The sequence below is a fragment of the Streptomyces sp. NBC_01013 genome, from assembly GCF_045162765.1.
Lineage (GTDB): Bacteria > Actinomycetota > Actinomycetes > Streptomycetales > Streptomycetaceae > Streptomyces.
In genome coordinates this window covers 8071104-8097594 of sequence record NZ_CP108687.1, presented here as the reverse complement: position 1 = coordinate 8097594, position 26491 = coordinate 8071104, and the positions used below count along the sequence as shown (strand labels likewise).

At 70.3% G+C, this 26491-nt stretch carries 24 protein-coding genes; 11 read left to right on the top strand and 13 right to left on the bottom strand.

The window, feature by feature from the left end; translation table 11 throughout:
• The first annotated feature begins 273 nt into the window (after nucleotides 1-273).
• Nucleotides 274-627, top strand: a complete 354-nt coding sequence (locus tag OG538_RS35095) for a PRC-barrel domain-containing protein (protein WP_406099663.1) — start codon at nucleotides 274-276, stop codon at nucleotides 625-627.
• A 275-nt stretch (nucleotides 628-902) separates the two neighbouring features.
• Here OG538_RS35095 and OG538_RS35090 read toward each other — a convergent pair whose 3' ends face one another.
• Nucleotides 903-1577: an HAD family hydrolase gene (locus tag OG538_RS35090; RefSeq protein ID WP_406099662.1), complete on the bottom strand. Its 675-nt coding sequence runs from the start codon at nucleotides 1575-1577 to the stop codon at nucleotides 903-905.
• Nucleotides 1578-1840: 263 nt separating this feature from the next.
• Here OG538_RS35090 and OG538_RS35085 point away from each other — a divergent pair, with 263 nt between their 5' ends.
• Nucleotides 1841-2731, top strand: a complete 891-nt coding sequence (locus tag OG538_RS35085; RefSeq protein ID WP_406099661.1) for an LLM class F420-dependent oxidoreductase — start codon at nucleotides 1841-1843, stop codon at nucleotides 2729-2731.
• A gap of 76 nt (nucleotides 2732-2807) precedes the next feature.
• Here the strand turns inward: OG538_RS35085 and OG538_RS35080 are convergent, their stop codons facing one another.
• From OG538_RS35080 to OG538_RS35065, 4 genes are all read right to left on the bottom strand, one after another.
• The gene (locus tag OG538_RS35080) at nucleotides 2808-3257 is read right to left on the bottom strand and encodes a spore-associated protein (RefSeq protein ID WP_406099660.1); all 450 of its coding nucleotides are present in this window, start codon (nucleotides 3255-3257) and stop codon (nucleotides 2808-2810) included.
• 131 nt (nucleotides 3258-3388) lie between these two features.
• Nucleotides 3389-4555 (bottom strand): serine hydrolase domain-containing protein, encoded by a 1167-nt coding sequence (locus tag OG538_RS35075; protein ID WP_406099659.1) that lies wholly within the window; start codon nucleotides 4553-4555, stop codon nucleotides 3389-3391.
• Between the two features lie 164 nt (nucleotides 4556-4719).
• A complete protein-coding gene (locus OG538_RS35070) occupies nucleotides 4720-5973 on the bottom strand; it encodes an amidohydrolase (protein WP_406099658.1) in 1254 nt (417 codons plus the stop codon).
• A 187-nt stretch (nucleotides 5974-6160) separates the two neighbouring features.
• Nucleotides 6161-7714 carry an isocitrate lyase/phosphoenolpyruvate mutase family protein gene (locus OG538_RS35065; protein ID WP_406099657.1) on the bottom strand — a complete coding sequence of 518 codons (1554 nt, stop codon included), beginning with the start codon at nucleotides 7712-7714 and terminating at the stop codon, nucleotides 6161-6163.
• A 65-nt stretch (nucleotides 7715-7779) separates the two neighbouring features.
• Here OG538_RS35065 and OG538_RS35060 point away from each other — a divergent pair, with 65 nt between their 5' ends.
• Nucleotides 7780-8457: a winged helix-turn-helix domain-containing protein gene (locus OG538_RS35060; protein WP_406099655.1), complete on the top strand. Its 678-nt coding sequence runs from the start codon at nucleotides 7780-7782 to the stop codon at nucleotides 8455-8457.
• A gap of 210 nt (nucleotides 8458-8667) precedes the next feature.
• Nucleotides 8668-9123: a nuclear transport factor 2 family protein gene (locus tag OG538_RS35055; protein WP_406099654.1), complete on the top strand. Its 456-nt coding sequence runs from the start codon at nucleotides 8668-8670 to the stop codon at nucleotides 9121-9123.
• A gap of 139 nt (nucleotides 9124-9262) precedes the next feature.
• On the opposite strand, the gene OG538_RS35050 is transcribed toward OG538_RS35055, so the two are convergent.
• Nucleotides 9263-11296: a prolyl oligopeptidase family protein gene (locus tag OG538_RS35050; RefSeq protein ID WP_406099652.1), complete on the bottom strand. Its 2034-nt coding sequence runs from the start codon at nucleotides 11294-11296 to the stop codon at nucleotides 9263-9265.
• A gap of 313 nt (nucleotides 11297-11609) precedes the next feature.
• Between OG538_RS35050 and ligD the strand changes: the two genes are divergently transcribed.
• The 5 genes from ligD (at nucleotide 11610) to OG538_RS35025 (ending at nucleotide 15391) form a co-directional block, all read left to right on the top strand.
• Nucleotides 11610-12578, top strand: coding sequence for a non-homologous end-joining DNA ligase (gene ligD, locus OG538_RS35045; protein ID WP_406099650.1), 969 nt, complete (start codon nucleotides 11610-11612; stop codon nucleotides 12576-12578).
• 60 nt (nucleotides 12579-12638) lie between these two features.
• Nucleotides 12639-13442, top strand: coding sequence for a methyltransferase domain-containing protein (locus OG538_RS35040; protein WP_406099649.1), 804 nt, complete (start codon nucleotides 12639-12641; stop codon nucleotides 13440-13442).
• Nucleotides 13443-13559: 117 nt separating this feature from the next.
• Entirely contained in the window at nucleotides 13560-14084 is a 525-nt protein-coding gene (locus OG538_RS35035) for a GNAT family N-acetyltransferase (RefSeq protein ID WP_406099647.1), read from the top strand.
• Between the two features lie 267 nt (nucleotides 14085-14351).
• Nucleotides 14352-14762 carry a VOC family protein gene (locus OG538_RS35030; RefSeq protein ID WP_406099646.1) on the top strand — a complete coding sequence of 137 codons (411 nt, stop codon included), beginning with the start codon at nucleotides 14352-14354 and terminating at the stop codon, nucleotides 14760-14762.
• Between the two features lie 125 nt (nucleotides 14763-14887).
• Nucleotides 14888-15391, top strand: a complete 504-nt coding sequence (locus OG538_RS35025; RefSeq protein WP_406099644.1) for a helix-turn-helix transcriptional regulator — start codon at nucleotides 14888-14890, stop codon at nucleotides 15389-15391.
• A gap of 172 nt (nucleotides 15392-15563) precedes the next feature.
• On the opposite strand, the gene OG538_RS35020 is transcribed toward OG538_RS35025, so the two are convergent.
• A complete protein-coding gene (locus OG538_RS35020; protein WP_406099643.1) occupies nucleotides 15564-16115 on the bottom strand; it encodes a DinB family protein in 552 nt (183 codons plus the stop codon).
• 328 nt (nucleotides 16116-16443) lie between these two features.
• Here OG538_RS35020 and helR point away from each other — a divergent pair, with 328 nt between their 5' ends.
• Entirely contained in the window at nucleotides 16444-18588 is a 2145-nt protein-coding gene (gene helR / locus OG538_RS35015) for an RNA polymerase recycling motor ATPase HelR (RefSeq protein WP_406099642.1), read from the top strand.
• A gap of 138 nt (nucleotides 18589-18726) precedes the next feature.
• Here helR and OG538_RS35010 read toward each other — a convergent pair whose 3' ends face one another.
• The 6 genes from OG538_RS35010 to OG538_RS34985 form a co-directional block, all read right to left on the bottom strand.
• A complete protein-coding gene (locus OG538_RS35010; protein WP_406099641.1) occupies nucleotides 18727-20283 on the bottom strand; it encodes a polysaccharide lyase family 1 protein in 1557 nt (518 codons plus the stop codon).
• Between the two features lie 698 nt (nucleotides 20284-20981).
• Nucleotides 20982-21710: a DUF4232 domain-containing protein gene (locus OG538_RS35005; RefSeq protein WP_406099640.1), complete on the bottom strand. Its 729-nt coding sequence runs from the start codon at nucleotides 21708-21710 to the stop codon at nucleotides 20982-20984.
• A 321-nt stretch (nucleotides 21711-22031) separates the two neighbouring features.
• Nucleotides 22032-22721: a class F sortase gene (locus OG538_RS35000; RefSeq protein ID WP_406100422.1), complete on the bottom strand. Its 690-nt coding sequence runs from the start codon at nucleotides 22719-22721 to the stop codon at nucleotides 22032-22034.
• A gap of 142 nt (nucleotides 22722-22863) precedes the next feature.
• Nucleotides 22864-23385, bottom strand: a complete 522-nt coding sequence (locus tag OG538_RS34995) for a hypothetical protein (protein ID WP_406099639.1) — start codon at nucleotides 23383-23385, stop codon at nucleotides 22864-22866.
• A 170-nt stretch (nucleotides 23386-23555) separates the two neighbouring features.
• Nucleotides 23556-24053, bottom strand: a complete 498-nt coding sequence (locus OG538_RS34990) for a hypothetical protein (protein WP_406099638.1) — start codon at nucleotides 24051-24053, stop codon at nucleotides 23556-23558.
• 56 nt (nucleotides 24054-24109) lie between these two features.
• Nucleotides 24110-25210: a M20 family metallopeptidase gene (locus OG538_RS34985; RefSeq protein WP_406100420.1), complete on the bottom strand. Its 1101-nt coding sequence runs from the start codon at nucleotides 25208-25210 to the stop codon at nucleotides 24110-24112.
• A gap of 265 nt (nucleotides 25211-25475) precedes the next feature.
• Between OG538_RS34985 and OG538_RS34980 the strand changes: the two genes are divergently transcribed.
• The gene (locus tag OG538_RS34980; protein ID WP_406099637.1) at nucleotides 25476-26366 is read left to right on the top strand and encodes a LysR family transcriptional regulator; all 891 of its coding nucleotides are present in this window, start codon (nucleotides 25476-25478) and stop codon (nucleotides 26364-26366) included.
• Nucleotides 26367-26491: the final 125 nt, after the last annotated feature.

Here is a 26491-nt window from a genome sequence, read left to right as displayed (position 1 = left end):
ACTCACCCCACGTATTCATTGCCGGCTCAGAAGTCCTGGTCGCGGGAAGCAAGGGCCGCGCATCCTGCCGCCCCCTGCACGCGATCCAAGGGCCGTCCCGGATATTCGATGCACTCTTTGTTCGCCGAAGTTTCCGGGATCTACGTGCCTAACGCCGTGGATGCAGGGCAGGCGGTCTCTCGAGAGAGCGTCACCGCTTCCGTCGAGGACGCCGCCGCTCCCCTTGGTCCATATCCGTGGGGAGTGAAGAATCTCTATTGAAGGAGCCATTCCATGAGTGACAACATCTGGGGCTATCAGCCGGACGCCCACTACACCGTCGGCACGGACCTGATCGGCTACAAGGTCGAAGCCACTGACGGGAGTATCGGGAAGGTCGACAAGCACTCGGACGAAGTCAACTCCTCGTACCTGGTGGTGGACACCGGCCCCTGGATCTTCGGTAAGCACGTGCTGCTCCCGGCCGGCACGGTACTCAGCGTCGAACCGGCCCAGCAGAGGATCTTCGTCGACCTGACCAGGGACCAGATCAAGCACTCCCCCGAGTTCGACAAGGACAAGCACGTCGACGACGCCGGCTACCACGAGCAGGTCGGCGACTACTACCGCAGTCACCGCCGCACCTGAGTCTCACGACGTGGCAGGCAGAAGGGGCCCGACCTGATTTTCCGGTCGGGCCCCCTCGTGATGCTCGCCATGACGCTGCCCGCCGAGATGCGTCGACGACGCCCTCTCCGAATGGCTCCCGGACCACCGGGGGCCGCCCTGCAACCGGACACGCCGGCGGAGGGCGATACGGGCGGGCAGCGGGGGCGACCACCCCCGTGACCCGCGCCAGTCCCTTGATGCCCGTGCCGCCACGGGCCTTGGTCCGCTCCGCCGACGGTGCTCCCCTGCCGGGCTCAGCGCGCTCCGCCGATCCCGCTGATGACGCTCTCGTCGAGATGCGCGAGAAGGTCCGCCGGAGAGCGGTGGACCTCCACCGCTCCGGCGTTCTCGAGGTCCGCCTTGGGGATTCCGCCCGAGAGGAGACCCACGGCGGGTACTGACGCCCTGGTCGCCGCTTTCATGTCCCACACGGAATCCCCCACGTACACCGTCGTTTCGCTGGTGGCACCGGCGAGCTCCATCGCGTGCCGGATCGGGTCCGGAGCAGGCTTTCCTTCGTCCACGTCGTCGGAACTCGCGGTGTCGGTGATGGCGTCGTCCACGCCCAGCGCCCTCCTCAGTGCCTTGAGCTCGGCACCGGACGCGGAGGAGACCAGGACCACGGACCAGCCCCGCGCGGACAGCGAGCGCAGAAGGTCGGCCGCTCCTTCCAGAGGGGCCAACCGTTCGAAGTACGTGGCATACAGGGCAGCGTGCGCAGAGCTGATCCGCGCCTCCTGTTCGCGGTCCCGACCGGGCCCGAGAAGATGCTCGATGAGATCGGCGGAACCCAGCCCGATGGCTCGGTGCACCGCGGTCGACGCCACGGTGTGCCCCTCCTGCCGGAACGCCTCCCACCATGAGGCGACGTGCAGGTAATTGCTGTCCACGAGTGTTCCATCCACATCGAACAGGGCAGCGCGCGCCATAGTCGTTCCTTACGGAGGCTGAGAACTGGTCGAACCCATGGTCCTGGGGTCGGAATTCGACCGCAACAGCAGCGTGCGGGGCACGTACGCCGTTCCGGCCGGCTCCGCGCAGCCCTCCACCGCGCGCGTGCGGTGAAAGCGGTGGGTCCGACGCGCGAGGCGAACCCGCGGACTCTGCGGAGTCGCTCAGACACCTGTGGTCACAGGACCGCACCGTTGCGCCGCGCCGGGAATAGTGGGAGTGCCCCGCTGTTGATCGCACTATGACTTCAGAGACACGTGAGGCGTTCGGACAGGTCGGCATCTGGAGCAGCGCCCTGCACCCGTCACGGGCGGACGACGCGGGGAAAGCGGCGATCGCAGAGGCGGTGACGGAGCTCGAAGAGCTCGGATACGGAACTCTCTGGATCGGCGGCAGTCCCTCGCCCGACGACGCCACCGCTGTCGTCGCCGCCACCCGGTCCATCACGGTGGCCACGGGCATCCTGAGCATCTGGGACCACACCGCGGCGGAGGTGGCGGCCCGGATCGCGACGCTCGATGCGAGTGACCGCAAGCGATTCGTCCTTGGCCTGGGGGTCAGTCACGGCCCGATGGTGCCGCAGTACGCAAAGCCGTACAGCGCGATGGTCGCCTACCTCGACGCCCTGGACTCCGCCTCTCCGCCCGTGGACTCCGGTCATCGTGTACTGGCGGCGCTCGGTCCCAAGATGCTGAAGCTCGCGACCGCCCGGGCGCACGGCGCCCACCCCTATCTCGTCACCACCGAGCACACGGCGGAGGCTCGCGAGGCGATCGGCCCCGAAGCGCTGCTCGCCCCCGAACTGACCGTCGTCCTCGACACCGACCTCGACCGGGCCCGCACCACTGCACGGAACATGCTGGCGATGTATCTGGGCCTGCCCAACTACACCGACAACCTCCTGCGCCTGGGATTCTCGGAAAGCGACTTCGAGGACGGCGGGAGCATCCGTCTCCTCGACGCGCTCTTCGCCCTGGGTGACGCCGAGCAGGTGAAGGCCCGGACCCGGCAGTACCTCGATGCCGGCGCCGATCACGTCGCGCTTCAGGTGCTCACCGCCGACGAGGGCGGCGCGGGTCTGCCACGAGCCGAATGGCGTGCGCTGGCCGAGGCGTTCGGCGACGAGTTGTAGCTCCGGCGGCGTCCCGCGGTCGGTGTGGACGACCGGAGTCGTCCACACCGACCGCGGGGCCGGCGGACCGCCCGGGTCAGCGGATCTCGGTGGCCCGGTGCTCCACGCGCGCTGCACAGTTGGAGTTCTCCACCGACACGTACACGTTGGCGATGTTGCCACCCCAACTCACGCAGTGGCCCTTGCCGTAGACGTATGCCGGCCCCGCGTACGACGTGTAGTTCCCGGAGTCCCCGGCCCACTCGTCGGTGTCGGGCACGTAGATGTAGGTGGACACTTCCTTGGCCGTCCCGGGGTTCGCCCGGATGGTCGCGACGCAGTTCTTCCCGTTCGTGGAGTTGTAGGTCAGATAGACGGTGCCCAGGGAGCCGACAGGCGCCGAGTTCACGGTCTTGTAGGCCTTGCCGCAGACGCCCTGCGGCGTGACGTTGGGCGCGGCGGAGGCGGACGTACCGCACATGACCGTGGCGCCCATCACCAGTGCGCTCAACGCCCCGGTCACCGCGACATTACGCATGCTTCCCATTTATCCCCCTTGTGTCTTCGGGAGCGGAATACTCCCACTTGATGTGACACACGGGCGGTGGGGATGGTTGTGCCCGGTCCGCCCTCAGGCGCCGTGGATCATACGGAAGAAGCGTTTCGTCCTCAGCCGGTTCACCGCTTGCGCAGCAGCGCGCAGACGAAGTTCTCCTCCACGGCCCGCACCCGCTCCAGCAGTTCGGGCTTGTTCGTCTTGTTGACCTGGGTGGTCAGGGAGAAGGTCAACGACCGCTTGCCGTCCGGGGTGGCCGCGACCAGTTGTGTGTAGCCGGGGAAGTTGCCCGTGTGGCCGTAGACCACACCACAGCGGGTGGTGTACTCGAAGATGGCCAGACCGGCCTTGTTCTCACCGGGCCCCGCGGGTTCGGATGCACCGTCCACCCAGTTCAGCTGCTGCCGGCGTGTCCGGTCCGAGATCAGCTTCCCGCCGGCGTAGCCGCGGATGAAGGCCGTCATGTCCTTCGGCGTCGAGATGATCCCGCCCGACGCCCACACGCCCGACGCGCTCAGTGCCTCGCTGATGTCCTCGGGCGGGTCCGGCGGGGTGACGTCGTACCCGTGCATGTACGGATCGGGCATCCGGTAGCTCTGCGGCAGGCTGGTGCGGTGCAGCCCCAGCGGTCGGTACACGAGCCGGGCGAGCAGATCCTCGTAGCGGCGGCCTGTCACCGCCTCCGCCATCAGTGCCACGGCGATGTTGTCGGAGTTGGAGTACGCGTACCGGGCCCCCGGGCGGAACTCCAACGGCTCGGCGGCGACGAAGTCCAGCAAGTGGCGGGAGTCGAAGTGGCGGCGCGGGTTCGCGGTCAGCAGGTCCAGGAAATCGGGGTCCGCCGAGTAGTCCGGCAGCCCGCTGGTGTGGTTCAGGAGCTGCCGCAGCGAGACCCGGTGCCAGGCGCGCGGGAGCCGGGGAAGCACCTGGCCGATGGTGTCGTCCAGGCGCAGTCTCCCGCGGTCGACGAGCTGGAGCGATACCGCGCCGCTGTACGCCTTGGCCGTGCTGGCGATGCGCATGTGGTCGGTTGTCCGGATCGCACGGTCGGTTCCCGTCTCGGCCACACCGGCCCGGAACACCTCGGTGCGGAGTCCGCGCTTGAGGACGGCAATCGCTCCGGGCGGCCCGCCGGGCGCGGTCGTCAGTTCCCGCAACTGCCGGCGCAGTGCCCGGTCGGGGTCGGCGGGAACAGCCTCGGCCCGGGCCGGGCCATGCACCAGCCCTGCCAGGCAGGCGGCGGCCAGCACGCCGACCAGGGGCAGGCGAACCTGTGGGAAATGCAGCACGGAAGGACTCCTGAGGCGTGATCGGTGGAACCCTCAGCCTCGCCCGCCTGCCCCCGTCCGGCGCGCGGCTCTGCTCCATCCGGCCGAGCGCGCTCAGCCCATCGGAGGCCGGCGCCCGCAGGCCGGGGCCATGGGTCGGTGTCCGACGGGTGGAGGCCTCGTTCTCACGCCTCGCCGAGCCAGGTCAACGCCGCTACGACCAGGGCTTCCACGCCGGTGCTCAGTGTCGGCTCGATCACCGGTGCGAAGTGCGCCGAATGATTGCCCGGCAACTCGTCCATGCGTCCCTCGGTGAAGGCGGCCAACGTCGGCTCGCCCTCCAGACCGCCCCAGAACCAGAACACCGTCGGCACGCCGAGCGCCTCGCCGAACACGCCCACGTCCTCGCTCGCGTTCACCTGCGGCATGGGAAGAATCCGCTGCGCACCGAAGTGTTCGGTGAAGGCCGCCACGGTCCTTCTCGTGGCCTCCGGTTCGCTGACGAGCGCCGGTGCCGAGGCGAACCAGGCGAAGTCCGGTGCCTTCTGCGCACCGCTGGTGCGCGACTCCCCCGCCACGATGCGCTCCACCGCACTGCGGACCAGGTCGCGTACGGCCGGGGTGAACGCGCGGATGTTGACACCCAGTTCGGCGGTTTCCGGGATGATGTTCTCCTTGGTGCCGGCCCTCAGGCGCCCCACCGTCACGACGGCGGTCTCCGCCGGTGGTACCTCGCGGGCGACGATGCCCTGCAACCGGGTGACCACGTTGGCCGCCATCAGGACCGGATCGATCGCCGCCTCAGGCCTGGATCCGTGACCGCCCCGGCCGTGAAGGGTGATGTTCACCGAGTCGGCAGCTGCCATGACCGGCCCGCTGCCGTAGCCGATGAATCCGGCCGGCAGGGGTCCGACGTGCTGGCCCAGGACGATGCCCGGCTTGGGAAAGCGTTCGAACAGTCCGTCCTCGACCATCCCCCGGGCACCGACGGCCAGCTCCTCGGCCGGTTGGAACACCACCAGCAGAGTGCCACTCCACTGCTCGCGGGTCTGGGCGAGCAAGGCGGCGGCGCCGGTCAGGCACACGGCGTGCATGTCGTGTCCGCAGGCGTGCATCACGGGCACTTCGTGGCCGTCGCCGTCCGTGGCGCGGACTGTGCTGGCGTACGGCAGCCCGGTCCTCTCCTCCACCGGCAGTGCGTCGAAGTCCGCCCGCAGCATCACCACCGGACCGTCCCCGTTGCGCAGGACGCCCACCACGCCGGTGACGCCGACCTGCTCGACGACCTCGTCGAACCCGCCGTCCCGCAGGTGCTGCGCCAACAGCGCCGCTGTCCGGGTCTCCTGGAGCGAAAGCTCCGGGTGACGGTGCAGGTCCCGATAGAAGTCGGCGAGGTCCTCGCGTAGGTGCGGCAGGCCCTCGGTCACCGTACTGGCCACGTCCCGTTCCTCCTCCTGAGGGCCGGCCCGCAATTCCTGGCGGGACAGCCCTTGGCCGGTCCGGGCACCGTATCTGCCGGCCGGGCGGATCGCCCGGCGAGACCTTCCGTGGTGGAGCGGCGCGCAGGCAGACAGGGCCGGCCCCGAGCACTCCGTCGCGTCCGGCCCGGCTGCCGAGCGCCGGGACCTACGACGTCATCGGGGCTGGCTCCCTCGCGTCCGCCAGTGCCTGGACCTCTGCGTAGGAGGGGGCGCGCGAATCGGTCGGCCGTCCGTCCCGGACAGCGGTCGCCGTGGTCACGGCCGCCGCGAGAGCCGTGCGATAGAGCAGCGAGCCGAGACTGACCCTGCGCACGCCCAGCGCGGCCAGTTCGGTGAGCGCGGGGCCGGTCGGCGTGTACAGGATGTTCAGAGGTACGAGGAGCCCCGACACCAGCTCGCCGATGGTGTCCGGATCCGACAGGCCAGGAACGAACACCCCGTCGGCGCCGGCCTGTTCGTACACGGCGAGGCGCGTCGCCGTCTCGTCCTCCTGGCGGGCCGCCCAGTGGGTGTCGGTACGTGCGTTGACGAACAGCGCGGGCGCCGCGCTCTTGACGGCGGCGATCTTCGCCGCGTGCAGCTCCATCGGCGCCAGCGTGCCGTCGGCTCGCCCGTCTTCGAGGTTGATGCCGGCCGCGCCCGCCTCGTACAAGGTCCGCGCCAGCTCGGCCACTTCATCCGCGTCATCACTGAAACCGCCCTCGACGTCGACGGTGAACAGGAAACGGCCCTCTCCGAGACGGCGGGCCAGCGCCAAGGTCGCCTTGAGCGTCGCGGCCGCCCCGTCCGGCAGACCGGCACCGGCGGCCACACCCAGGCTCGTGGTGCCCACGGCGGCAAAGCCTTCCGCGGCCAGCGCCGCGGCGGAGGCGTAGTCCCAGGCGTTGGGCAGCAGCAGGGGGGCGGTCCGGTGGTGCAGGCGGGCGAACGGGGTGAGGGGGCGCTGGAGGAGGCCGTCGGCGAGCGCGAGGGCATGAGCCCGGCCGGGGCAGACGCGGGGCGGAGCGCCGAAGGTGAGGGCCACCGGATGTCGGCGGCCGGCCAGCGCCAGGTCGAGGAGCACCACGTCACCCGCGGCGATTTCCCGGTCCGCGATCCGGGTGGCCCTGATCGCGACACGACGCAGGCCGCGCCCCGGCGCCAGGTCCCGCAGAACCCTGGGCAGGGGAAGGCCACCCCTTTCGGAAGCGGTCTCGACGAGCGCTGCCGTCGCCTCGCACGCCTGGACCAGCAGACCGATGCGATTGGCTGCGGACTCCAGCGCGGCCTCGTCCGCCGGGGGTGGCGCCAGCCACTGCACCAGCCGGGCCACCGCCTCGTCCGCGGCGGCGCATTCGCCACCGAAGTAGACCCCGGCCACCACGATCACGGCCTCGGCGATGGCCGGGGGCTGCGGCATCCCGAGGGCCTCGGCCAGGGTGCGCACCACTCCGACCCGGGCCTCCTCTCCTGCGGGCGCCACGCCGGCGGCCTGTCGTAGCACCTCGGGCGGGAGACGGGCGAGCTCGGCCTCGACCAGTGCCCGCCGCCGGCGGTGTGGCTCTCCGTGGCTGAACCGGGCCACCTCGGCCCGCAGCCAGGCCACACTCGCCCCGGCCGGGCCGTCTTGCGCGGCCGGCCGTTCGGGAACGAGTGCCGGGTCGGAAAGCGCCGACCGAAGGTCCTCGAAGCGATCGAACTCGTGCGTCGTGTGCGTCATGCCTCCCACGCTAGGGCGGGGATCGTTCGGTACAGCCCGAACCGTCGCGGCGGGATGATGGCGTCATGTCCTCACTCTCCGAGACCGCCGCTCTGCTCGCCGACCACACCCGGGCCACCTTCTGCCAGGCACTGCTCGACGGTCGCGCCTGGACCGCGGGCGAGCTGGCCCGAAGTGCCGGGGTCAGCGCGTCCACCGCGAGTGAGCAGCTCTCGCGTCTCGTCGAGGGCGGACTCCTGGCAGAGGAGCGGCAGGGCCGACACCGCTATGTGCGGCTCGCCGGGCCGGAGGCGGCCGCCCTGATCGAGGCCATTGCCTCGTACGCCCCGAGCGCCCCCCGCCCTCCGGACCTGCGCCGATCGACGCAAGCGGGCGCGGAGGCAAGGGCCCGGACCTGCTACGACCACCTGGCCGGTGAACTGGGCGTGACCCTGGCCGAGGCGATGGCCGCCCGGGGCCTGGTCTCCGACGACGCCGGACTGACTGTCACTCCGGCGGGCCTGGCCTGGCTGGCCGACGCACTGGGCTACCGACACCCCGCGGGCGCGCGCCGGCCCCTGGTGCGCAGTTGTCTGGACTGGACGGAGCGCCGGTCACATCTGGCCGGGGCAGTGGGGGCGGCCCTGTGCACCACGGCTCTGGAGAGGCAGTGGGTGCGCCGTATCGGCTCCGGACGGGCGGTGAAGGTGACGAAGGCGGGGGCCGGGGCGTTCCGCGAGCTGCTGGGCGCAGAGGTCGCGTGAAGCGGCGGGGCAGGCAGGCCATGCGCTGAGCCGGTCGCAGTCCGTCCACAGCCGCAGCGGCGTCCCCTCGTGCCTGACCTCCGCCGAGGAAGCATGCCCGGCTACCGCATTACCTCCGGAGTAATCGACCCCTCTCCCTCCTCCCGGCAGGATCGAGCACAGCGGCGGGAACCCCCGCCGGCAGTCGGCCCCAGCTGCAAGGAGCCCACCATGACCGTCAAGTCCGCTACCGAAGCGCCGGTTTCGACCCCGCCCGCCGGCTCCGCCGAGGCCACCCGGGCCGTCGTGCAGGAGTTCCTTGCCGCTCGGCTGGCCGGGGACACTGCGCGGATCGTCGCGGTCTTCGCCGACGAGGTCGACTGGCTGCTGGCCGAGAACCCTCTGGTCCCATGGATCCGGCCGCGGTCAACGGCGACCGAATGCGCGGCCCAAGCCGGGGAGTTGGCGGCGCACACCGTGCCCGAGGACGCGCGCGCCTCCGTCGACGCCTTCCTCGTCGATGGGACCGACGCCGTCCTGACGGGGCACCTGTCCGGCACGGTACGGTCGACGGGCAAGTCCTTCGAGGGCCCTTTCGCACTCCGCCTCACCGTCGAGGGCGGCCGCATCACCCGGCACCACCTGTACGAGAACAGCCTGTCGATCGCCGAGGCCTGCACCCCGTGAGGGCCGGGGCGCGGCTCCAGCCCCGCGTCATGGACCGGGTCTCCGGCATCGCGTCCACGGCTCCACGGGCCACGGACACCGAGTCGGACTGATCCGGGCGTTCCCCGGCTTCGGCCTGCCGGCCGGGGCCCCGGCCGGGTCAGCCGAGGGCGGGCGGAGCCGGTGGGGAGAGGTGCTGCCACAAGAAGGTGTGCATCAGAGCGTTGTTGTGAGCGGACTGTTCGTTGTCAACGGCGCCGGCGTGACCACCGCCGGTGTTCTCGTGGAGCAGGACACGGTGGCCGAGTTCGAGCAGCCGCGCGGCCGCTTTGCGCGCATGGCCCGGGTGGACTCGGTCGTCCCGGGTGGAGGTCGTCAGGAGCAGCGGCGGGTAGGTCCGGCCCGCGGCGAGCCGGTGGTACGGCGACATCCCACGCAGGTGCTCGCGGTCGTCGTGGTCGTCCGGGTCGCCGTACTCGGCGATCCAGGAAGCACCCGCGAGGAGCTCGTGGAAGCGGAGCATGTCGAGCAGCGGGACCTGGGCCACGATCGCCCCGAACAGTTCCGGGTAGCCGGTGACCATCGCCCCCATGAGCAGTCCGCCGTTGCTGCCCCCGGTGGCGCCCAGCATCGCCGGCGTGGTGACACCCCGCGCGACGAGGTCGGCGGCGACGGCCGCGAAGTCCTCGAAGGCCCGTGTCCGGTCCGCGCCGAGCGCGGCCCGGTGCCAGCTGGGCCCGTACTCACCGCCCCCACGGATGTTCGCGATCACATAGGTGCCGCCGCGCTCCAGCCACGCCCGGCCCGTCAGCGCGCCGTAGTAGGGGGTGAGCGAGACCTCGAAGCCGCCGTAGCCGTAGAGCAGAGCGGGACCGGGGCCCGTGGGTCCGTGGTCGGGGCCGATCACGAAGTACGGGACTCGCGTGCCGTCCGTGGAACTCGCGAAGAATTGCTCCACGCTCAGGCCTGCCGAGTCGAAGCGGGCCGGAGCCTGCTTGAGGATCTCCGTGTCGCCCCCGATCGAGCCGTGGTACAGCGTGGATGGCTGAAGGAAGCCCGACACGTCCAGGAAGAACTCGTCGGAGACGTCCGGATCCGTGTCCACCACGGTGACGGCGGACAGCGCGGGGACGTCCGCGAGCGGCTCGCGTGCCCACCCGGCGCCCGGGGTAGGGGTGAGTACCTCGATGCGGGTGCTGACGTCGCGCATCGTCTCCAGGATCAGGTGGTGACGGGTCCATGAGTGGCCGGCCAGCGCAGTCCGCGCGTCCGGGGTGAAGAGCACCTCCGGCGTGCGGTCACCCGCCAGGAAGGAGTCGAAGCCGAAGGCCAGCAGTGAGCCCGCCCCGTGGCCGAGCCAGTCGGACTTCAGGGTGACGATCAGATGCTCGCGATGGGCATAGGCGCTGGCGTCGTCCGGGACCTCGATCTTGACGAGCGAGGACTCGGGGGTGAGGAGGTACGTCTCACTGTGATGGAAGTCGATCGACCGGAAGACGAAGTCACGTTCGAAACCGGGTGTGGAGTCGTGCCACCCTCCGGCCGCCACGTCTCGCGTCTCGCCCTCGAAGACCAGGTCGGCCGCTTCGAGCGGTGTGCCGCGGCGCCATGCGCGAACCGTTCGCGGATAGCCGGATTCGGTGAGTGAGCCCGGCCCGAAGTCGGTGCCGATGAAGACGGTGTCGGCGTCGGCCCAACCGATCCGGGTCTTCGCCTCCGGCACCTGGAACCCGCCCTCGACGAAGGCTCGGGTGTCGAGGTCGAACTCGCGGACCACCACGGCGTCACCGCCGTCGCGCGAGAGGCGGACCAGGGCGCGGCCGCAGTCGGGACGGCGTACCCGCGCCCCGGCCCACACCCACTTCGTGTCCTCGGCCGCCGCGAGCGCGTCGATGTCGAGAAGTACGTCCCACCGGGGGGCGTCCGTGCGGTACTGCTCCAGTGTCGTGCGCCGCCACACGCCCCGCGGGTGTTCCCCGTCCCGCCAGAAGTTGTACAGGAACTGGCCGTGGCGTGCGACGTAGGGGATGCGGTCCGGCGCGTCCAGCACCTCCAGCAGGCGCTTCTTCAGGGTGGAGAAACCGGCACCGACCGCCAGCGCGGCCTCCGTCTCGGCGTTCCGCTCGGCCACCCAGGCGAGCGCGGCCTCGCCCTCGACGTCTTCCAGCCACAAGTACGGGTCATCAGTGATCACCACAGAATTGTGCAGGCCCGCGAAGCACGCCGGGACCAGGACCGCCTCGTGGAGCCACAGACCGCCGAGTTCGTGACCTTGGTGGCGTCTCGCTGCAGAGCCGAGGTCTCCCTCGTACGGGTGGACGCCGCAGCCCTCGTCCGGGTGACGCCCCACGTTCGGGGGCGGCTCCGTCCGCGGCGGGCCGGCGGTCGCGCAGGAAGGGCGGGCGGGCTCCGCGGAGGCTGACCGACCTGATGGCGCCGGGCACGGCATGCCAGCCGTGTCCCCCGCCGGTCTGCGCAGATCCCCAGGTCGTTCGATCATCGGGGCTATGGTTCCGACTTCTTCCGGCGCCCTCTGGTCGCCTCCGCTGATCGCACCCATGCTGGCCGTGCCGGGTCCGTTGCCCGTGCCCGACTCGGACTGGGCGTTCGAGACCAAGTGGGACGGAGTCCGCTGCATTCTGAGCACCGCGGGCGACGGATCGGTGCGACTGACCTCGCGGGCGGGGAACGACATCACCGTGACCTATCCGGAACTGCAGGCGCTGGGCAGCGAACTACGCGGGCGCGGTGTGGTCCTGGACGGTGAACTGGTGGTCCTCGACGGGTCCGGGCGGTCCGACTTCGGCCGGCTGCAGAGCCGGATGGGAGTGGTCAACGCGCGCCGCGCCAGCCGCCTCGCACTGGACTGCCCCGCCCACTTCATGATCTTCGACGTCCTGTACGTCGACGGCCACGACCTGCTCGGCACCTCGTACCGCGAGCGCCGCGAGGCCCTGTCAGTCCTGGGGCCGGCGGGTACGCACTGGTCAACGCCTGCATATGTACAAGGCCATGGGACACAGGTGTGGGACGTCGTGGTCCGTGAAGGCCTGGAGGGTGTGGTGGCGAAGAGACTCTCCTCCCTCTACACGCCGGGCACCCGATCGGCTCACTGGCGCAAGACCAAGCGGGTGGAGACCCTGGACGTGGTCATCGGCGGCTGGACCCAGCGGCGGGGTGCCGCCCCGGGTGTACCGGGAGCGGTGCTCGTCGGCGTGGCCGGTCCCGCCGGACTGCGATACGCGGGGTCGGTGGGGTCGGGGATGTCCGAGCGTGAACAGAGTGAACTCACTGCCTACTTCTCGGTCATCGGGCGAGCGACGTCCCCGTTCGTGGACCCGGTGGACGTGACCGGCCCGCACTGGGTGGAACCACGGCTGGTGGCCGAGGTCACCGCGACGGAGTGGACCAGGGCCGGGCGTCTGCGCCATCCGGTCTGGCAGCGGCTGCGCCCGGATCTCACCCGGCTGGACTGACGGAACGTTCCACGGTCCCACCCGCCCGACCGGGAGCGGGGCGGCTCCTATGATCGCGGCATGGCTGAACACGACACGGAACGCGGCTACCTCCTGGACAACCAGCAGTCAGAAGCGGGAATCCGGTTCGGTGCTCTCAGCGAGCTGTTCGATCCTGTGACGTTCCGGCACGTCGACCGACTCGGGATCACCTCCGGCATGCGGTGCTGGGAGGTCGGTGCCGGCTCTCTCTCCGTACCCCTGGGCCTGGCCGAGCGGGTGGGCCCTTCGGGCGCGGTCGTCGCCACCGACATCGACGTGTCGTGGACAAAGGAGACCACCGACGGCGTGATCGAGGTGGTACGCCACGACGTGGCCGCCGACCCGCCACCACCGGGCGGGTTCGATCTCGTCCACGCCCGCCTGGTCCTGGTGCACGTCACCGATCGGGCCGAAGCGCTGCGCCGGATGGTCCAGGCCCTGCGGCCGGGCGGTCGGCTGCTCCTGGAGGACGCGGACCCGGGGTTGCAGCCCCTGTTGTGCCCGGACGAGTCCGGCCCCGAACAGCGACTGGCCAACCGGCTGCGTGCGGGCTTCCGCGCACTGATGGCCGCTCGCGGCGCGGACCTCGCGTACGGACGGACCCTGCCCCGGCTGCTGCGCGAAGCCGGCCTGGAAGACGTGCAGGCCGACGCGTACTTCCCGATCACCTCGACGGCGTGTTCGGTCCTCGAAGCCGCGACCGTGCGCCAGATCCGCGGCCTGCTGCTGTCGGAGGGGCTCGCCGACGACGAGGAGATCGACCGGCATCTGGCCAACGTCGCCACCGGACGCCTCGACCTCGCCACCGCCCCCATGATCTCGGCGTGGGGGCGCCGCCCGTGACCCCGGCCCGTACACCTCGCGACCGAAGGGGCGCGCTGTGCCGCAGAGCGCTCGGGCCCGAACGGCGACTCCCCCCTGATCACCAGGCGGCAGGAACACCCGTGCGAAGATCGCGAGATGAACGGGCTGCACTTCCGCCTTGCCGATGACGCCGACCTTGCCGCAGTCGTACGGCTGCGCGACGACGCTGCGCGCTGGATGCTCGCCCGGGGGGTCACGAACCAGTGGCAGCCGGGCGAGCTGAGCAAGGATCACTTCCGCCGGGTCATGGAGAAGGGGGAGGTGTGGCTCGCTGAGGCTGCCGGTCGGGTCGTCGGGGCCTGGGAGCTGTGGTGGCAGGACGAGGACGCCTGGGGGCCGCAACCCCCGACCGCCGGCTATGTGCACCGGCTCATGGTCGAACACAGCCGTGTGGCGCCCGGGACGGGCAGGCAGCTTCTGCGCGTCGCGGAACGCCGCGTGGCCGCGGCGGGCCGTCCGTTGGTACGTCTGGACTGCCTGGCCGGCAACGCTCCCCTGAAGGCGTACTACCTCGACGCCGGATATCAGGCGGTCGGGCACAAGGAGGGCAAGCCTCAGCCGAACGGTGCGCCCAAGTCGTTCACGCTCCTCGAGAAGTCCGTACCGGACGATGAAGAGTAAGGGCTGTCCCGCAATTCCTGGTGGATCAGCGCGCGGCGTCGGATGCGGTGCATCGCAAGGCGGAGAGGCACCCGCACACTGGATGTATTCGGGCGTTTCGACAGCACGGCGAGGTGCGTAGCTGTCGTCGTGCGCCCGCCAGGAATTGCGGGACAGCCCCTTACCACGGCGGCGGAAGCGCAGACGGAGGAGACGGCCGGAAGACGGGGCAGGATCGGTCAGGAATCAAGAAGCACGGGTCGCGCGGGTGGTCCTAGCATCATCGTCATGGACATCAGCATTCACACGAGCTTCCTCCCGCACGACGACCCGGACGCGTCCGTAGCCTTCTACCGCGACGTTCTCGGCTTCGAGGTCCGCAGCGACGTCGGACAGGGCAAGATGCGCTGGATCACGGTCGGCCCCGTCGGGCAGCCCAGCACCTCCATCCTGCTGGCGCCGCCTGCCGTCGACCCCGGCGTCACCGAGGACGAGCGCCGCACCATCACCGAAATGATGGCCAAGGGCACCTACGGATGGATTCTGCTGGCCACCCCGGACCTCGACGCCACGTTCGAGAAGGTGCAGGCGTCCGACACCGAGGTCGTCCAGGAGCCGACCGAGCAGCCGTACGGCATCCGCGACTGCGCCTTCCGCGACCCCGCAGGCAACCTGGTCCGCATCCAGGAGCTGCGCTGAACCGTCCGGTCATCCCTCCGGCCGTACCGTGACCGCCCCGCAGGGAGCCGGCCGGCCGCCCCGGGCCCGCCGCAGTGGGCCACCGCACTACAGGCATGCACGGATCGCGACGGAACGGAGTTCGCATGTGTCACCCCGCGTGGGGGCGCGCGCGCCTCGCGGCGCAGCGCCTGAGCGACCTCGCACGACTGCGTCGCATACGCGACAGGATCGACCGGGAGTACGCGCGGCCGCTGAACGTCGAAACGCTCGCCCGTGACGCGAACGCGACGGCTGGGCACCTCAGCCGCGAGTTCCGGCTCGCCTACGGCAAGTCTCCGTACGCGTACCTGATGGCACGTCGTATCGAGCGCGCGACTGCGCTGCTGCGTCACGGTGACTTCGGCGTCGCCGAGGCATGCCGCGCGGTCGGCTGCCCGTCGCCGGGCATCTTCCGTGACCGCTTCACCGAGCTCGTCGGCGTACCGCCCGATGTGTACCGGCACCGCGCGACGGTCACCGCGGCGGGGATGACAGCTGGGGTGCCGAAACAGGCGACGAGGCCGGTCGAGCGGAGGGATGTACCGGCCGTCGAGCCAGAAGCAGCCTGTGTGACCGGGACGGGTGAGGCGCGGGACAGCCCGGCCTGAGGGGTGCGCGGACGCGGTTGTATCGCGGCGAACCACCGCGCTCGCGCGCTCGCCTCCGGCGGAGCGCATGCCCCTGCTCCGGCCTCAGCCCGCCAAATCCCCGCCGTGCGTGGGTGGTTGAGGCGTCACTGGGGAGGGGCCCCCACGGACAGCTGCCGGCCACTCGGCCGCCTCACAACCCCCTGGCTCCGTCGATCCGTTCGCGGAGCAGGTCCGCGTGCCCGTTGTGCCGGGCGTACTCCTCGACCATGTGGATCAGTACCCACCGCAGCGATACCCTTCCGCGCCAGGAGTCGTAGCCCTCGATGTCGAGATGCGGCGCGTGCCTGACCAGGCGGTCGGCGAACGCCACCTCGGCCCGCCAAGCGGCCCAGGACGCCGCAACCGACTCGGAGTCGGAGGCGGCCGCGTCGAAGTCCCCGTCGGCGTTGCCCTCGGCACAGAACAGGAGCGGGACATCCTGCGCCGCCAGTACCTGGCGGAACCAGCGGCGCTCCACGTCCGCCAGGTGCCGGATGAGACCGAGCAACGACAACGTGGACGGCTCCACGGAGCGCTGGGCCAACTCCCCTGACAGACCGGCACACTTCATCTCCAGCGTCGCGCGCTGATCCCTGAGGAAATCGACCAGCATGCGCCGTTCGTCGCCGGTTCCGGAACCGCTGAACCGAGGGTCGGGTCCGGTGCCGGTGAAAATTTCGGCTCGTCTGCCGGATGAGGTCATGCCCCTCATCATCCACCCGGCCGGGATGCGTCCGACAGGTGCGCCAGAGGGAGCGAAAGGGAGTACGCACCTCTCACCACTTTCAACTTATAGCGCAGTGAGGGGCTTGCGGCAAGGCCCCGGTCCTACCGCACAATCGCTCCTCGACGCCAGAAGCTGCGGAAACGGGAGATGCACGACGTGCGAATGCTTGTGCCGGTCCAAGGGGCGCGCGGTGACGCCGGCCCGAAAACGGGACTGACTCTGCGGTGGCAGGCACCGCGCACCGAGGTGCGCGCGTGCGCGCCGACGTGTGTCCCGGACACGATCACGGATCGGAGCTGATGAGATGAACCCCTTGACCACCAGCGCGTTCGAACTTCCCGACCGCCTCTCCCCCAAGGCCGACCCGAAACTGACCGCCGGCGACGAGGAGCACTTCGCGGCGATCGCCGAGTCCCTGGAGCAGTCGATCGGCGAGCTGTCTGCACGCCTGGACGCCGAGCGCAGGGCGCCCGGCGGCATGGGCCGTCAGGCGATGGACCGGGACATCGAGATCCACCGTCTGACAGCCCGGCTGCGCACGCTGCGCCGGTTCGGCCTGGACCTGTGTCTCGGGCACATGGTCGGCGCGGACGACTCCGCGCCCGTATATGTCGGACGCCTCGGACTCACGGACAGCACCGGGCGGCGGCTGCTGGTCGACTGGCGTTCCCCGGCGGCCGAGCCGTTCTTCGGAGCCACCCACGCCAACCCGATGGGACTGGCAAGCCGCCGCAGGTATCGCTGGACCCGCGGCCGGATCAGTGACTACTGGGACGAGGTGTTCACTCCGGACGGGGTGGTCGGGCATGCCGCACTCGACGACCAGTCCGCTTTCATCGCCACCCTGGGAAGCAACCGGTCGGCGCGGATGCGCGATGTACTCAGCACCATCCAGGCCGACCAGGACGCCATCATCCGCGCGGGATCCCGTGGCGCGCTCGTCGTCGACGGCGGTCCGGGTACGGGGAAGACCGTCGTCGCCCTGCACCGTTCCGCATATCTCCTGTACTCCGATCCCCGCCTCGGCCACCATCGCGGCGGCGTGTTGTTCGTCGGTCCGCACGAGCCCTATCTGGGATACGTGGCCGACGTCCTGCCCAGTCTCGGAGAGGAGGGCGTTCAGACCTGCACCCTGCGCAACCTGGTGGCCGAGGGAGCCACGGCATCGGCCGAGTCCGACCCGGACGTGGCCCGTCTGAAGTCGTCCGCGGATCTGGTGAAGGCGGTCGAGGCGGCCGTCAGATTCTACGAGGAGCCCCCCACGAAGGACATGACGGTCACGACCCAGTGGTCGGACATCCGGCTGAGTGCCGACGACTGGGCTGTGGCGTTCGAAGCGGCTCCCGGCACTCCGCACAACGAGGCGCGGGATCAGATCCTGGAGGAGCTGGTCTCGATCCTGGTGGACAGGTGCGACGACGACGTTCCGGAGGACCTGCTCCGCACGTCCCTGATGCGGAACGGGGAACTGCTCGCGGTCTTCGACGGCGCGTGGCCGATGATCGAAGCGGCGGACCTGGTCGGAGACCTCTGGTCGGTGCCCGCCTACCTGCGCGCATGTGCCCCCTGGCTGAGCCGTGACGACGTGGCGCGGCTGCAGCGCGGGGACGCCCAGACCTGGACCGTGTCCGACCTGCCGCTCCTGGACGCGGCACGCCGGCTGCTCGGCGATCCGGAGACGTCGCGGCGCAGACGTCGGCACAACGCCACTGTCGCCGCCGAGCGCGAGCACATGGCCCACGTCATCGACGCCCTCATCGAGGCGGACGCCGATGGCGAGGGAGCGGTCACGATGCTGCACGGACAGGACCTGAAGGACACCCTGGTCGACGGATCGGCGCTGCCCGGCGGAGAACCCGACCTGCTCGCCGGGCCGTTCGCACACATCGTCGTGGACGAGGCGCAGGAGCTGACCGACGCGGAATGGCAGATGCTGCTGCTCCGCTGCCCCTCCCGGAGCTTCACCATCGTCGGTGACCGCGCCCAGGCCAGGCACGGGTTCACCGAGTCCTGGCAGGAGCGTCTGGAGCGGGCCGGGCTCGACCGGATCAACCAGACCTCCCTGAGCATCAACTACCGGACGCCGGAGGAAGTGATGACGGAGGCCGAGCCGGTCATCCGGGCCGCGCTCCCCGACGCCAACGTGCCGGTCTCCGTCCGTAGCAGCGGCATTCCCGTCGTCCACGGTTCCGTCGCGGAACTCGATGCGCTCCTCACCACCTGGCTCGTCACCCATGCCGACGGCATCGCCTGCGTCATCGGCGATCCCGCGTTCCGGGCGACGCCCCGGGTCCGCTCGCTGACCCCGGAACTGTCCAAGGGGCTCGAGTTCGACCTGGTCGTCCTCGTCGATCCGGGACGGTTCGGCGAGGGCATCGAGGGAACGGTCGACCGCTATGTCGCGATGACTCGGGCGACACAGCAACTCGTCATCCTCACGAGCTCCTGACGCGCCCGGCCCGGCCGCCGTGGCGGTCGGGCCGGGCGGGCCGGCTGCGGCGCTGCCGCCCTTCGCCCCCCGGCGTTGCCGGGCGTCACCCGGCCGGATCCGACGGCACCGGATCCGGCCGGGTGAGGGGACGTACGGTCAACTCGCGTAGGTCTCGAACTCGGCGATCTTCGGGGTGTCGGTCGAGCCGGTGATCTGGAAGGTGATCTTGCGCAACGAGGTCTTCGGGATCGTGACGACTCCCGCGCCGCTACCGGAGGTCAGCACGGCGCCGGTGTCGCCGTTCAGTACCTTCCAGGTTCCGACGCTGCCGGCGGAGCCGGACGCCTCACGGATGTTGACCGAGGAAACCGTGGTCGCCGAGGCCCACTTCACCGAGACCGATCCGGTGGCTCCGGCCGGCGACCAGTAGGTGCTCAGGTCACCGTCCCTCACGTTGCCGTAGCTCGTGCCGTCGGCCTTGCTGGTCCCGTCGGAGCCTGCGCCGATGCTGAGGTTGGTCCCGGTGGGGCCGGTCGGGTCGGTCGGGTCCGGAGTGGGGTCGGTCGGGTCCGGGGTCGGGTCCGTCGGGTCGGGGGTCGGCGTCTGCGTCGAGCAGTTTCCGTCCGAGACCTTCAGCCCCTTGTGGGCACCCGCTGTCTGGGCCACGATGCCGGGCACGCAGGATGCCGCGTCGAGACTGTAGGCGTAGGGGATGCTGACGGTGGTGTTGGACTTCGGGTCGGGCCCGGCCGGGTTGTTCTCGCTGCCCGGGGCGGACCACGTCACGTTGTCGAACGTGTTGCCGCTGACCTGCCAGTATCCAGCCGCGTCGGTGTAGAAGGTGCCCAGGACATCCTTGGAGTCCTTGAAGTAGTTGTTGTCCACCTTCGCGCGGGCTCCTGCCCGGGAGTTGATCCCGGACTCGTTGAGCTTCACGTAGTAGTTGTTGTAGATGTGGGCGATACCGCCGCGCAACAGGGGCGTACGGGAGTCGAGGTTCTCGTACAGGTTGTGGTGGAACGTGACGAAGCCGTTCGACAGTTCGGTCTCACTCGACCCGATCAGGCCACCGCGGCCCGAATTGCGCAGGGTGCTGTAGGACAGCGTCACGTACTGCGTGTTGTCCTTCATGTCGAAGAGTCCGTCGAACCCCTCCGCCTCCCCGCCCGACGCCTCCAGGCTGGTGTGGTCGACCCACACGTTGCGCACGTCGCTCTCCATGCCGATGGCGTCACCACCGTTGGACGTGGGCGACCCCGACTTCTTGACGTTTCGAACAGTCACGTTCTGGATGATGATGTTGCTCGACTGGCGTATGTGGATGCCCAGTTGGTCAAAGACCGCACCGCTTCCCACACCGACGATCGTCACGTTGCTGATCTGCTTGAGCTCGATGACACCAGCCGCCGTGTTGCAGCTGTCGCCGGACACCTTGGCGGTGTTGGCATGATTGATCGTCCCCTCGACCTCGATGGTGATGGGGGTGGAGCTGCTGGCCCGGCTGCAGAGGGCCTGGTGGATCGCAGTGCCCGTGGTGGCCCTGACCGTCTGTCCGCCCGCGCCGCCGGTGGTTCCGCCGTTCTGCGTCGCGTATCCGGTGGCACCGGCGGTCGCGGCCGATGCGGAAGGCATCGTCACCACGACACCGGTCGCGGCAGCAAGGGCGGCCGTGGTCAGCGCCGCGTACAGTCGCATGGCGACTCGTCGCTTCATGATGGTTTCTCCCTGTTCGTCTTCGAAGGCCGGGCGCAAAATGGCATGCCCATGTCATTTCGGTAGCCAGGTCGACTGCCGCTCTTTCCTGGACAAGCCCTGATCGGCTTGGCTGCGAGTGCTCTTCGTCGGTGCGATCGGACGGGCCGCGCCATTGCGGCCTGGACGTGCTCATGCGCCGGCGTCGGCCGCGGGGTCACCGCCGCCTCCACCACAGGAGGCCGTCGCCTTTGAAACCGTGCAGGATGACGCGGTGCGTCGTTGCCATGGCGCGCGCCCTCGACCCCATGACATGTCGGCACCGCGGGGTACAACCCCAAGCCGGATCCGTGGCGGCTCACCTGTGAAGCTACGACTGCTGCCGCGGCTCCACCGTCACCGGATTGGGGTGCACTAAGTGGAAAGCGCTTTCTCAAGGTGAGAATAGGACCGCTTCCGCCGCACTGGCAAGGCTCTGGACGCGCCCACCGCGGGAACCGAGCAGCCTCGTTCCCCAACTGCCCTACGATCGTTGGATTTAGAGGTGAATTCACGGCACGCGCAGACCGCGTCGCGACCCCCTTGCCACGCCCCGATCCTGATGGATCTCATCGAAGCAAGCGCGTTCTTTCCGCCCGCACGCTCGTGCACAACCGTCGTCTCATGTCGGTGAGCGAACAGCGCTCGGGGACGTAGGAGGCGACGGAACGGTGCGCCCTTCAGCCCCCCACAGCCGTGGTCGTGAAGCGGTCGCCGCAGATGTGCAGCTGAGAGGTCCGCAGGGTCAGAGCCTCCTTGGAACCGGGCGGATAGACCCGAAGGTAGTCAGGCCGGCTCCAGCAGCCCGCACCCTCGATGCCCTGGTTCAGGGTGTGCAGGGTGACCTCCGCGGTACTGCCGGGGCCGATGACCGTCTGCTGACCCCCGGCTCCCTCACGCTCGGCGGGTGCGCCGACCATGCTGCCGTCACGCCTGATCAGGGACACGCCGGGGAAACCGCGCAGAGCGCATGCGGTGGTGGACTTGTTGGCGAACGTGAGCCGGTAATGGATCTGCCCTGCGCCCGCGTCGGCGCGCCCCAGGCTCATGGTCAGGCCGTTGGCTGTACAGCGCCGAACAGTCGCATCGGAACCCGAACCAGGGGTGGCGTCGGCGGGAGCCCGGCCGGCGGGTGCATCGGGGACGGGCGTGGACGCGGCAGGCGCGGACGACGCCCCGTCGGCAGGGCTTTCGGCGCTCGGGGCGGCCCCCGCGGGGACGGAGCCGGTCGCCCCGGCCGGGGCCGCGGTACCGCCGCAGCCGGCCGCGACAAGGGTGATCGAGGCGATCGCCACCGGGACAAGGAACTGCCGGCAGCGCCCGCCGCCCCTCCCGGCCGCCGACCTCCGGTGCCGCGGTCGGCTCACACGCTCGGACAGTGGTGGAGTAGTGCGCGAGAGTGAACTCATATCCCTCACCTGCTCGATCCCGCGGGCTTTGAACCTGCCCCGCGACGCGTCGAAGTGACACCGGGAGGAACGGCGGGTTGCCCTCCCACCCCGACCTCGGCCCCTGCGGCACAGGGCCTTGCGGCCCGGGCCGCGAACCGGGGCAGCTCCCCCCAGTCGCGGGGGCGTGCCACGGCGGACGGCGCGGGGTGAGCGGCGACGTCATGGCGCCAGTGGCGAGCTGGTGCCCCTCTCGGCAATGTGTGCCCCGTCGCGGTGCTGAGGGCTTCGCAGCAGAGATCCTGCGCGCTGATCAGCACGACCGCACTTCTCGGTGCCCGCTCAATGGACGGAGGTGAGACGCGCGTACGCCACGACGTTGCCGTCGTATCCCGCCTTCCGGGAGAAGCCGCCGCCGCAGGTGAGCACGCGCAACTCCGGGGCGGAGGTGTTCGCGTAGACACGGTCGGCCGGGAAGTATGCCTTGCTGACGACCTCCACGGCGTAGACCGAGAAGACGGCTGTGGTGTCGTCGGTGCGGCGGATCTCGATGCGGCGCCCCTTCTCCAGCGCGCCGAGGCCGTAAAAGACGGCGGGGCCCGCCGTGTTGTCCACATGGCCCACGATCACGGAGGTGCCGGGTTCGCCGGGAGTGACGGAGCCGTCATACCAGGCGGCCAGGTTGTCGTCCGCGAGCGGTGGCACGTCGATCCAGCCGTCCGCGCCCAGACCCACCTTCCCGACCGGGGCGTCCACGTCGAGGAAGGGGATCGTGATCCGTTCGGGCACCGCGCGGGTGAGGGGCTCGGGGGGCGGACCCTTCGGCCAGGTTCCGGCATGTGAGGCGTCGGGCCGGTCACCCACGGCCGACGCGGGTTGCGGGGGCCCGCTGTCGCCTCCGAGGCCCTGCCGAATCAGGGCGAGGCCCAACAGCAGAGCGACGGCCAGAGTGCCCCAGCCAGGTCCACGACGGCCGGCGCCTGCCTTCTCGCTTCCGTCCCCGCGGTCCGCGACCGTACGGCGTCCGAACAGGCCCCGGCGCACCGGCTCGGGGGGTTCGGCGGGCTCGATCCACTCGTGCCACACAGCTCTGTGCACGTCTACTCCGCTTTCCGGTCCTCCGGCCCCCGGACCGGGTCCCGCGACAGGGCCCGGTCCGTCGACGCTCCTGCGGTCAGGTGTTGCTGCCCGAACGACGGCGCACCTTGTAGGCCCCGAATCCGAGCGCGCCCGCGACGAGGGTGGATCCCGCACCGATCGCGCCCGGACTCATACCGGCGAGACTGCCCCCGGCGCCGGCCCGGACGCCGTTGCCGGGCATCACCGGGCCCATGTGGTCGTTGGGGCCGGAGCTCTCACGAATGGTCAGGGGCGTGGTCCCCTTCTCGCCCTTGCAGTCGAAGGTCACGTCGTACTCGGCACCGGGCTTGGCGTCGTCATCGACGCGCGCGGTGGCCGAGCGCCCCTCCTCGAGAGTGACGGTGTCGAAGACACCGGAGGTGACCGTCACCGACGGAACCTCGCACCCCGTGGCGTTGAGGGTCACGGTGCCGCCGGGGGCCACCGTCGAGGGGGAGACGGTGAAGCCGAACGACGTGATGTTGTGGTTCCCGTCGTCGGCGAGGGCCGCGGGAGCAGCCACCCCGAAGGCGGCGGCACCGAGCAGAGCGACAGAAGCGACACGTATCACGCGCATGGTGGTTCTCCGGATTCTCGAGAAGCAGCCGTGGTCCTTTTGTCCACACAAGCGAGAAATGCCCCTCGGCGTGCGTGACGCTAGGTGTCGCCCGGGCCGTCCGCCACTCGGCCGCGGCAGGACGGGTGCTGAATGGAGCAGCCTCCCCCGGAGCCCCCACCCCAGCCCGATCAGCGGCGCACGCCGTTCTCCGCCGCCCGCCTCAGCAACGGCTCGACCAGGGCCGGCTGCACCCCCATGGCCAGGAACGCCAGGCGCCGGGAACCGCGACGATCCACTTCGAACCGGTAAAAGGCCATGAGGAGCGACTGGGAGACCAGCATGTTCAGCCCCGTCACCTCGCTCCACGCGACCACCCCGCGCGGCCTGCCGGACAGACCGGTGACCACCAGGCCCCCCGCGAACAGGTAGCACCTGCGGAGCCCGAGCCGGGCGGACAACAGGCGCCACGCGGCGGTGAGTCCCCACAGGAGGAGCACGATCACGATGACGAGGGAACTCCTGGCCAACGTCTCCGAAGGTCTCTTAACGACGAGGAGCACCAGCAGCACCGCGCACAGTCCTGTGAGCGCCCTGCGTGCCACCTGCGCGAGCGCACCCGCCACACCCGCGATCGCGAAGTCGCCGCACGCCTCGCCCAGCCCGAATCCGTTCCCGGTCTGCCTCATCTGCATCGTCTCTCTCAAGGGTCGCCACGTTCTGCCTGGTCGCTTCGAGCCGCACGTCATCGCCTCGTCCGAGCGACGAGCCCGGCGAGCAGCCGGGCCCGGGGAGCCATCCGTGCGATGTCGACGTACTCGGAGTCCGCGTGGGCTCCGGCTCCCACGGCCCCGAGGCCGTCCAGCGTCGGACACCCCATCGCTGCTGTGTAGTTGGCATCGGAGGCTCCCCCGACGGGCGCCCCTCGCAGCGGCGCCTGCCCCTGTTCGGTGGCGATCCGCGACGCCAGGGCGAACAGTGCGGCGGAGGACTCCGGTCCCATGGGGGGCCGCTGGCTGCCGCCCCGCACTTCCAGTCGCGCATCGAGGTTCCGCGGGGTCAGCCCCCGGACCAGCACGTCGATCGCCTCCTGCACCGCCGCGTCGGGTGCCCGTACGTCGACTGTCAGACGCGCCAGTGCGGGGACGGTGTTGCGGGCGCTTCCTGCCGACAGCAGGGTCGGCGTGATGGTGGCGTCACCCAGGGGGCCACCGTCGGAGGCAGACGCGGCCGAAGAGCCGAGTCCGGCGAGGGACAGCACCTGGTGAGCGGCCTCGATCGTGGCGTTGACCCCCATCTCGGGCTCCTGACCGGCGTGCGCGGCCTTGCCGTGCACCACGATCTCGTAGCGCGACGTGCCCTTGCGGGCGGTCTTGAGCGCACCCCTCTCGTCGGCCGAGGCCTCCAGCACGAAGGCGGCCGTACACCCGCCGGCGGCCTGCTCGATCAACTGCCGCGAGGTCGTGGAGCCGACCTCCTCGTCCCCGTTGACGATCACGCACACCCCCTCCGGAGAGGGGAGAGAGGCCAGCGCGTGGAACATCTGCACCAGGCCGGCTTTCATGTCCAGAACTCCGGGACCGCGCGCTCTGCCACCCTCCACCGACCAGGGGCGGCGCCGGATCGACCCCATGGGCCACACCGTGTCGTGATGCCCGATCAACAGGACCTTCGGGGTACCGAAGGACCATCGCAGGTGACTCACGCCTCCGATCACGATCCGTTGGGGGGCGGTCCCCAGCAGTCTCGCCCCGAGGGCGGCGACCACGTCCGCGCTGCGCGCCACCGCAGCCAGGTCGGCCGAGAAGGACTCGCACCGCACGAGTGCCTCCAGATCGGACAGCATCGCCGACAGCGAGAAGGCTCCCTCCCCCGTCACCGGGCCCACCTCGCCAATGCCACGCCAGATACCAACACACTTCCCCCTAGGGCTACTTGGAATATGGATGAGGCGGCAGAGCGCGTATCGCCACGACCACGCCACCGTGCGATCGACGTTAGGACCGAGCCCGGCATTCCACCAGCGACTGGATTGCATGGATGCCATGCGCGCAGGGAATGCCCGGCGCGAGAATGACGGGCGACCCCGACAACCTGGAGGTGGTGAGCGGGTGTTCGACAACGATGCTCTTCGGCTGCTCGTGGCAGTGGCGGAGTGTGGTTCCTTCACGCAGGCGGCTGTTCGCCTCAACTACACGCAGTCCGCCGTGTCCCGGCGGATCGCCGCACTGGAACAACAGGCGGGCGGACCGCTGTTCGTCCGGCTGGCCAGGGGCGTACGACTCACTCCCGCCGGCCGCGCCCTTCACCGGCACGCCACCGAGGTGCTGGACCGACTGGCGAGGGCGGAGCGGGAGCTGGCCGTACTGCACGCCGGGCAGGGCGGGCTGCTGCACGTGGGTGCGTTCGCCACCGCCAACATCTTTCTGGTTCCCCACGCGCTGCGGTCGCTCCGCGACACCAGCCCGGAGGTCGAGGTGGTGGCTTCCGAAGGCCCGACCGACATCCTCATGCAGCGACTCACGGACGGCGCCCTGGATCTGGCTGTTGTCAGCGACTACCCGTCCGGTCTGCCCCAGGCCGATGGCGTCACCACCACGGTGCTGTGCGAGGACGAATTGCGCGTCGTGCTCCCCCGGGAGCACCGCCTCGCCGGGACCGGTACGTTCGACCTGCGCGAACTACGCGACGAGGCCTGGCTCCAGAGCGCGTACGGGGACCGCCCGACCATGCTCGCGGACGCCTGCGCCCGGGCGGGCTTCAGCCCCAGAAAGGTCATTCGCATCGCGGAATGGACCGGCAAGTTCGGCTACGTCGCGGCGGGGCTGGGTGTGGCACTCGTCCCCTCGCTGGCCGCCCGGGCGGTCCCCCGCACACTTGCCGTGTGCCGTCTCACCGACCCCGCCCTGCGCCGTACCGTCCACGTCGCTCTGCCGGTCTCCCCCCTCCCTGCCGCCCTGGAACTGCGAGACCTGCTGTGTGCCACTGCGGCCCCCGTGTGATGCACGGGTCCTGAGGCGAGCAGCACGGGCGATGGTGCGGAGCCTCCGAAGGCTGTGCGGCCGGGGCAGCGGCAGCCGTTACCCGCGTCCGCGTGGGTCCGGGGCCCGCCCGGGTTCGGTCGGCG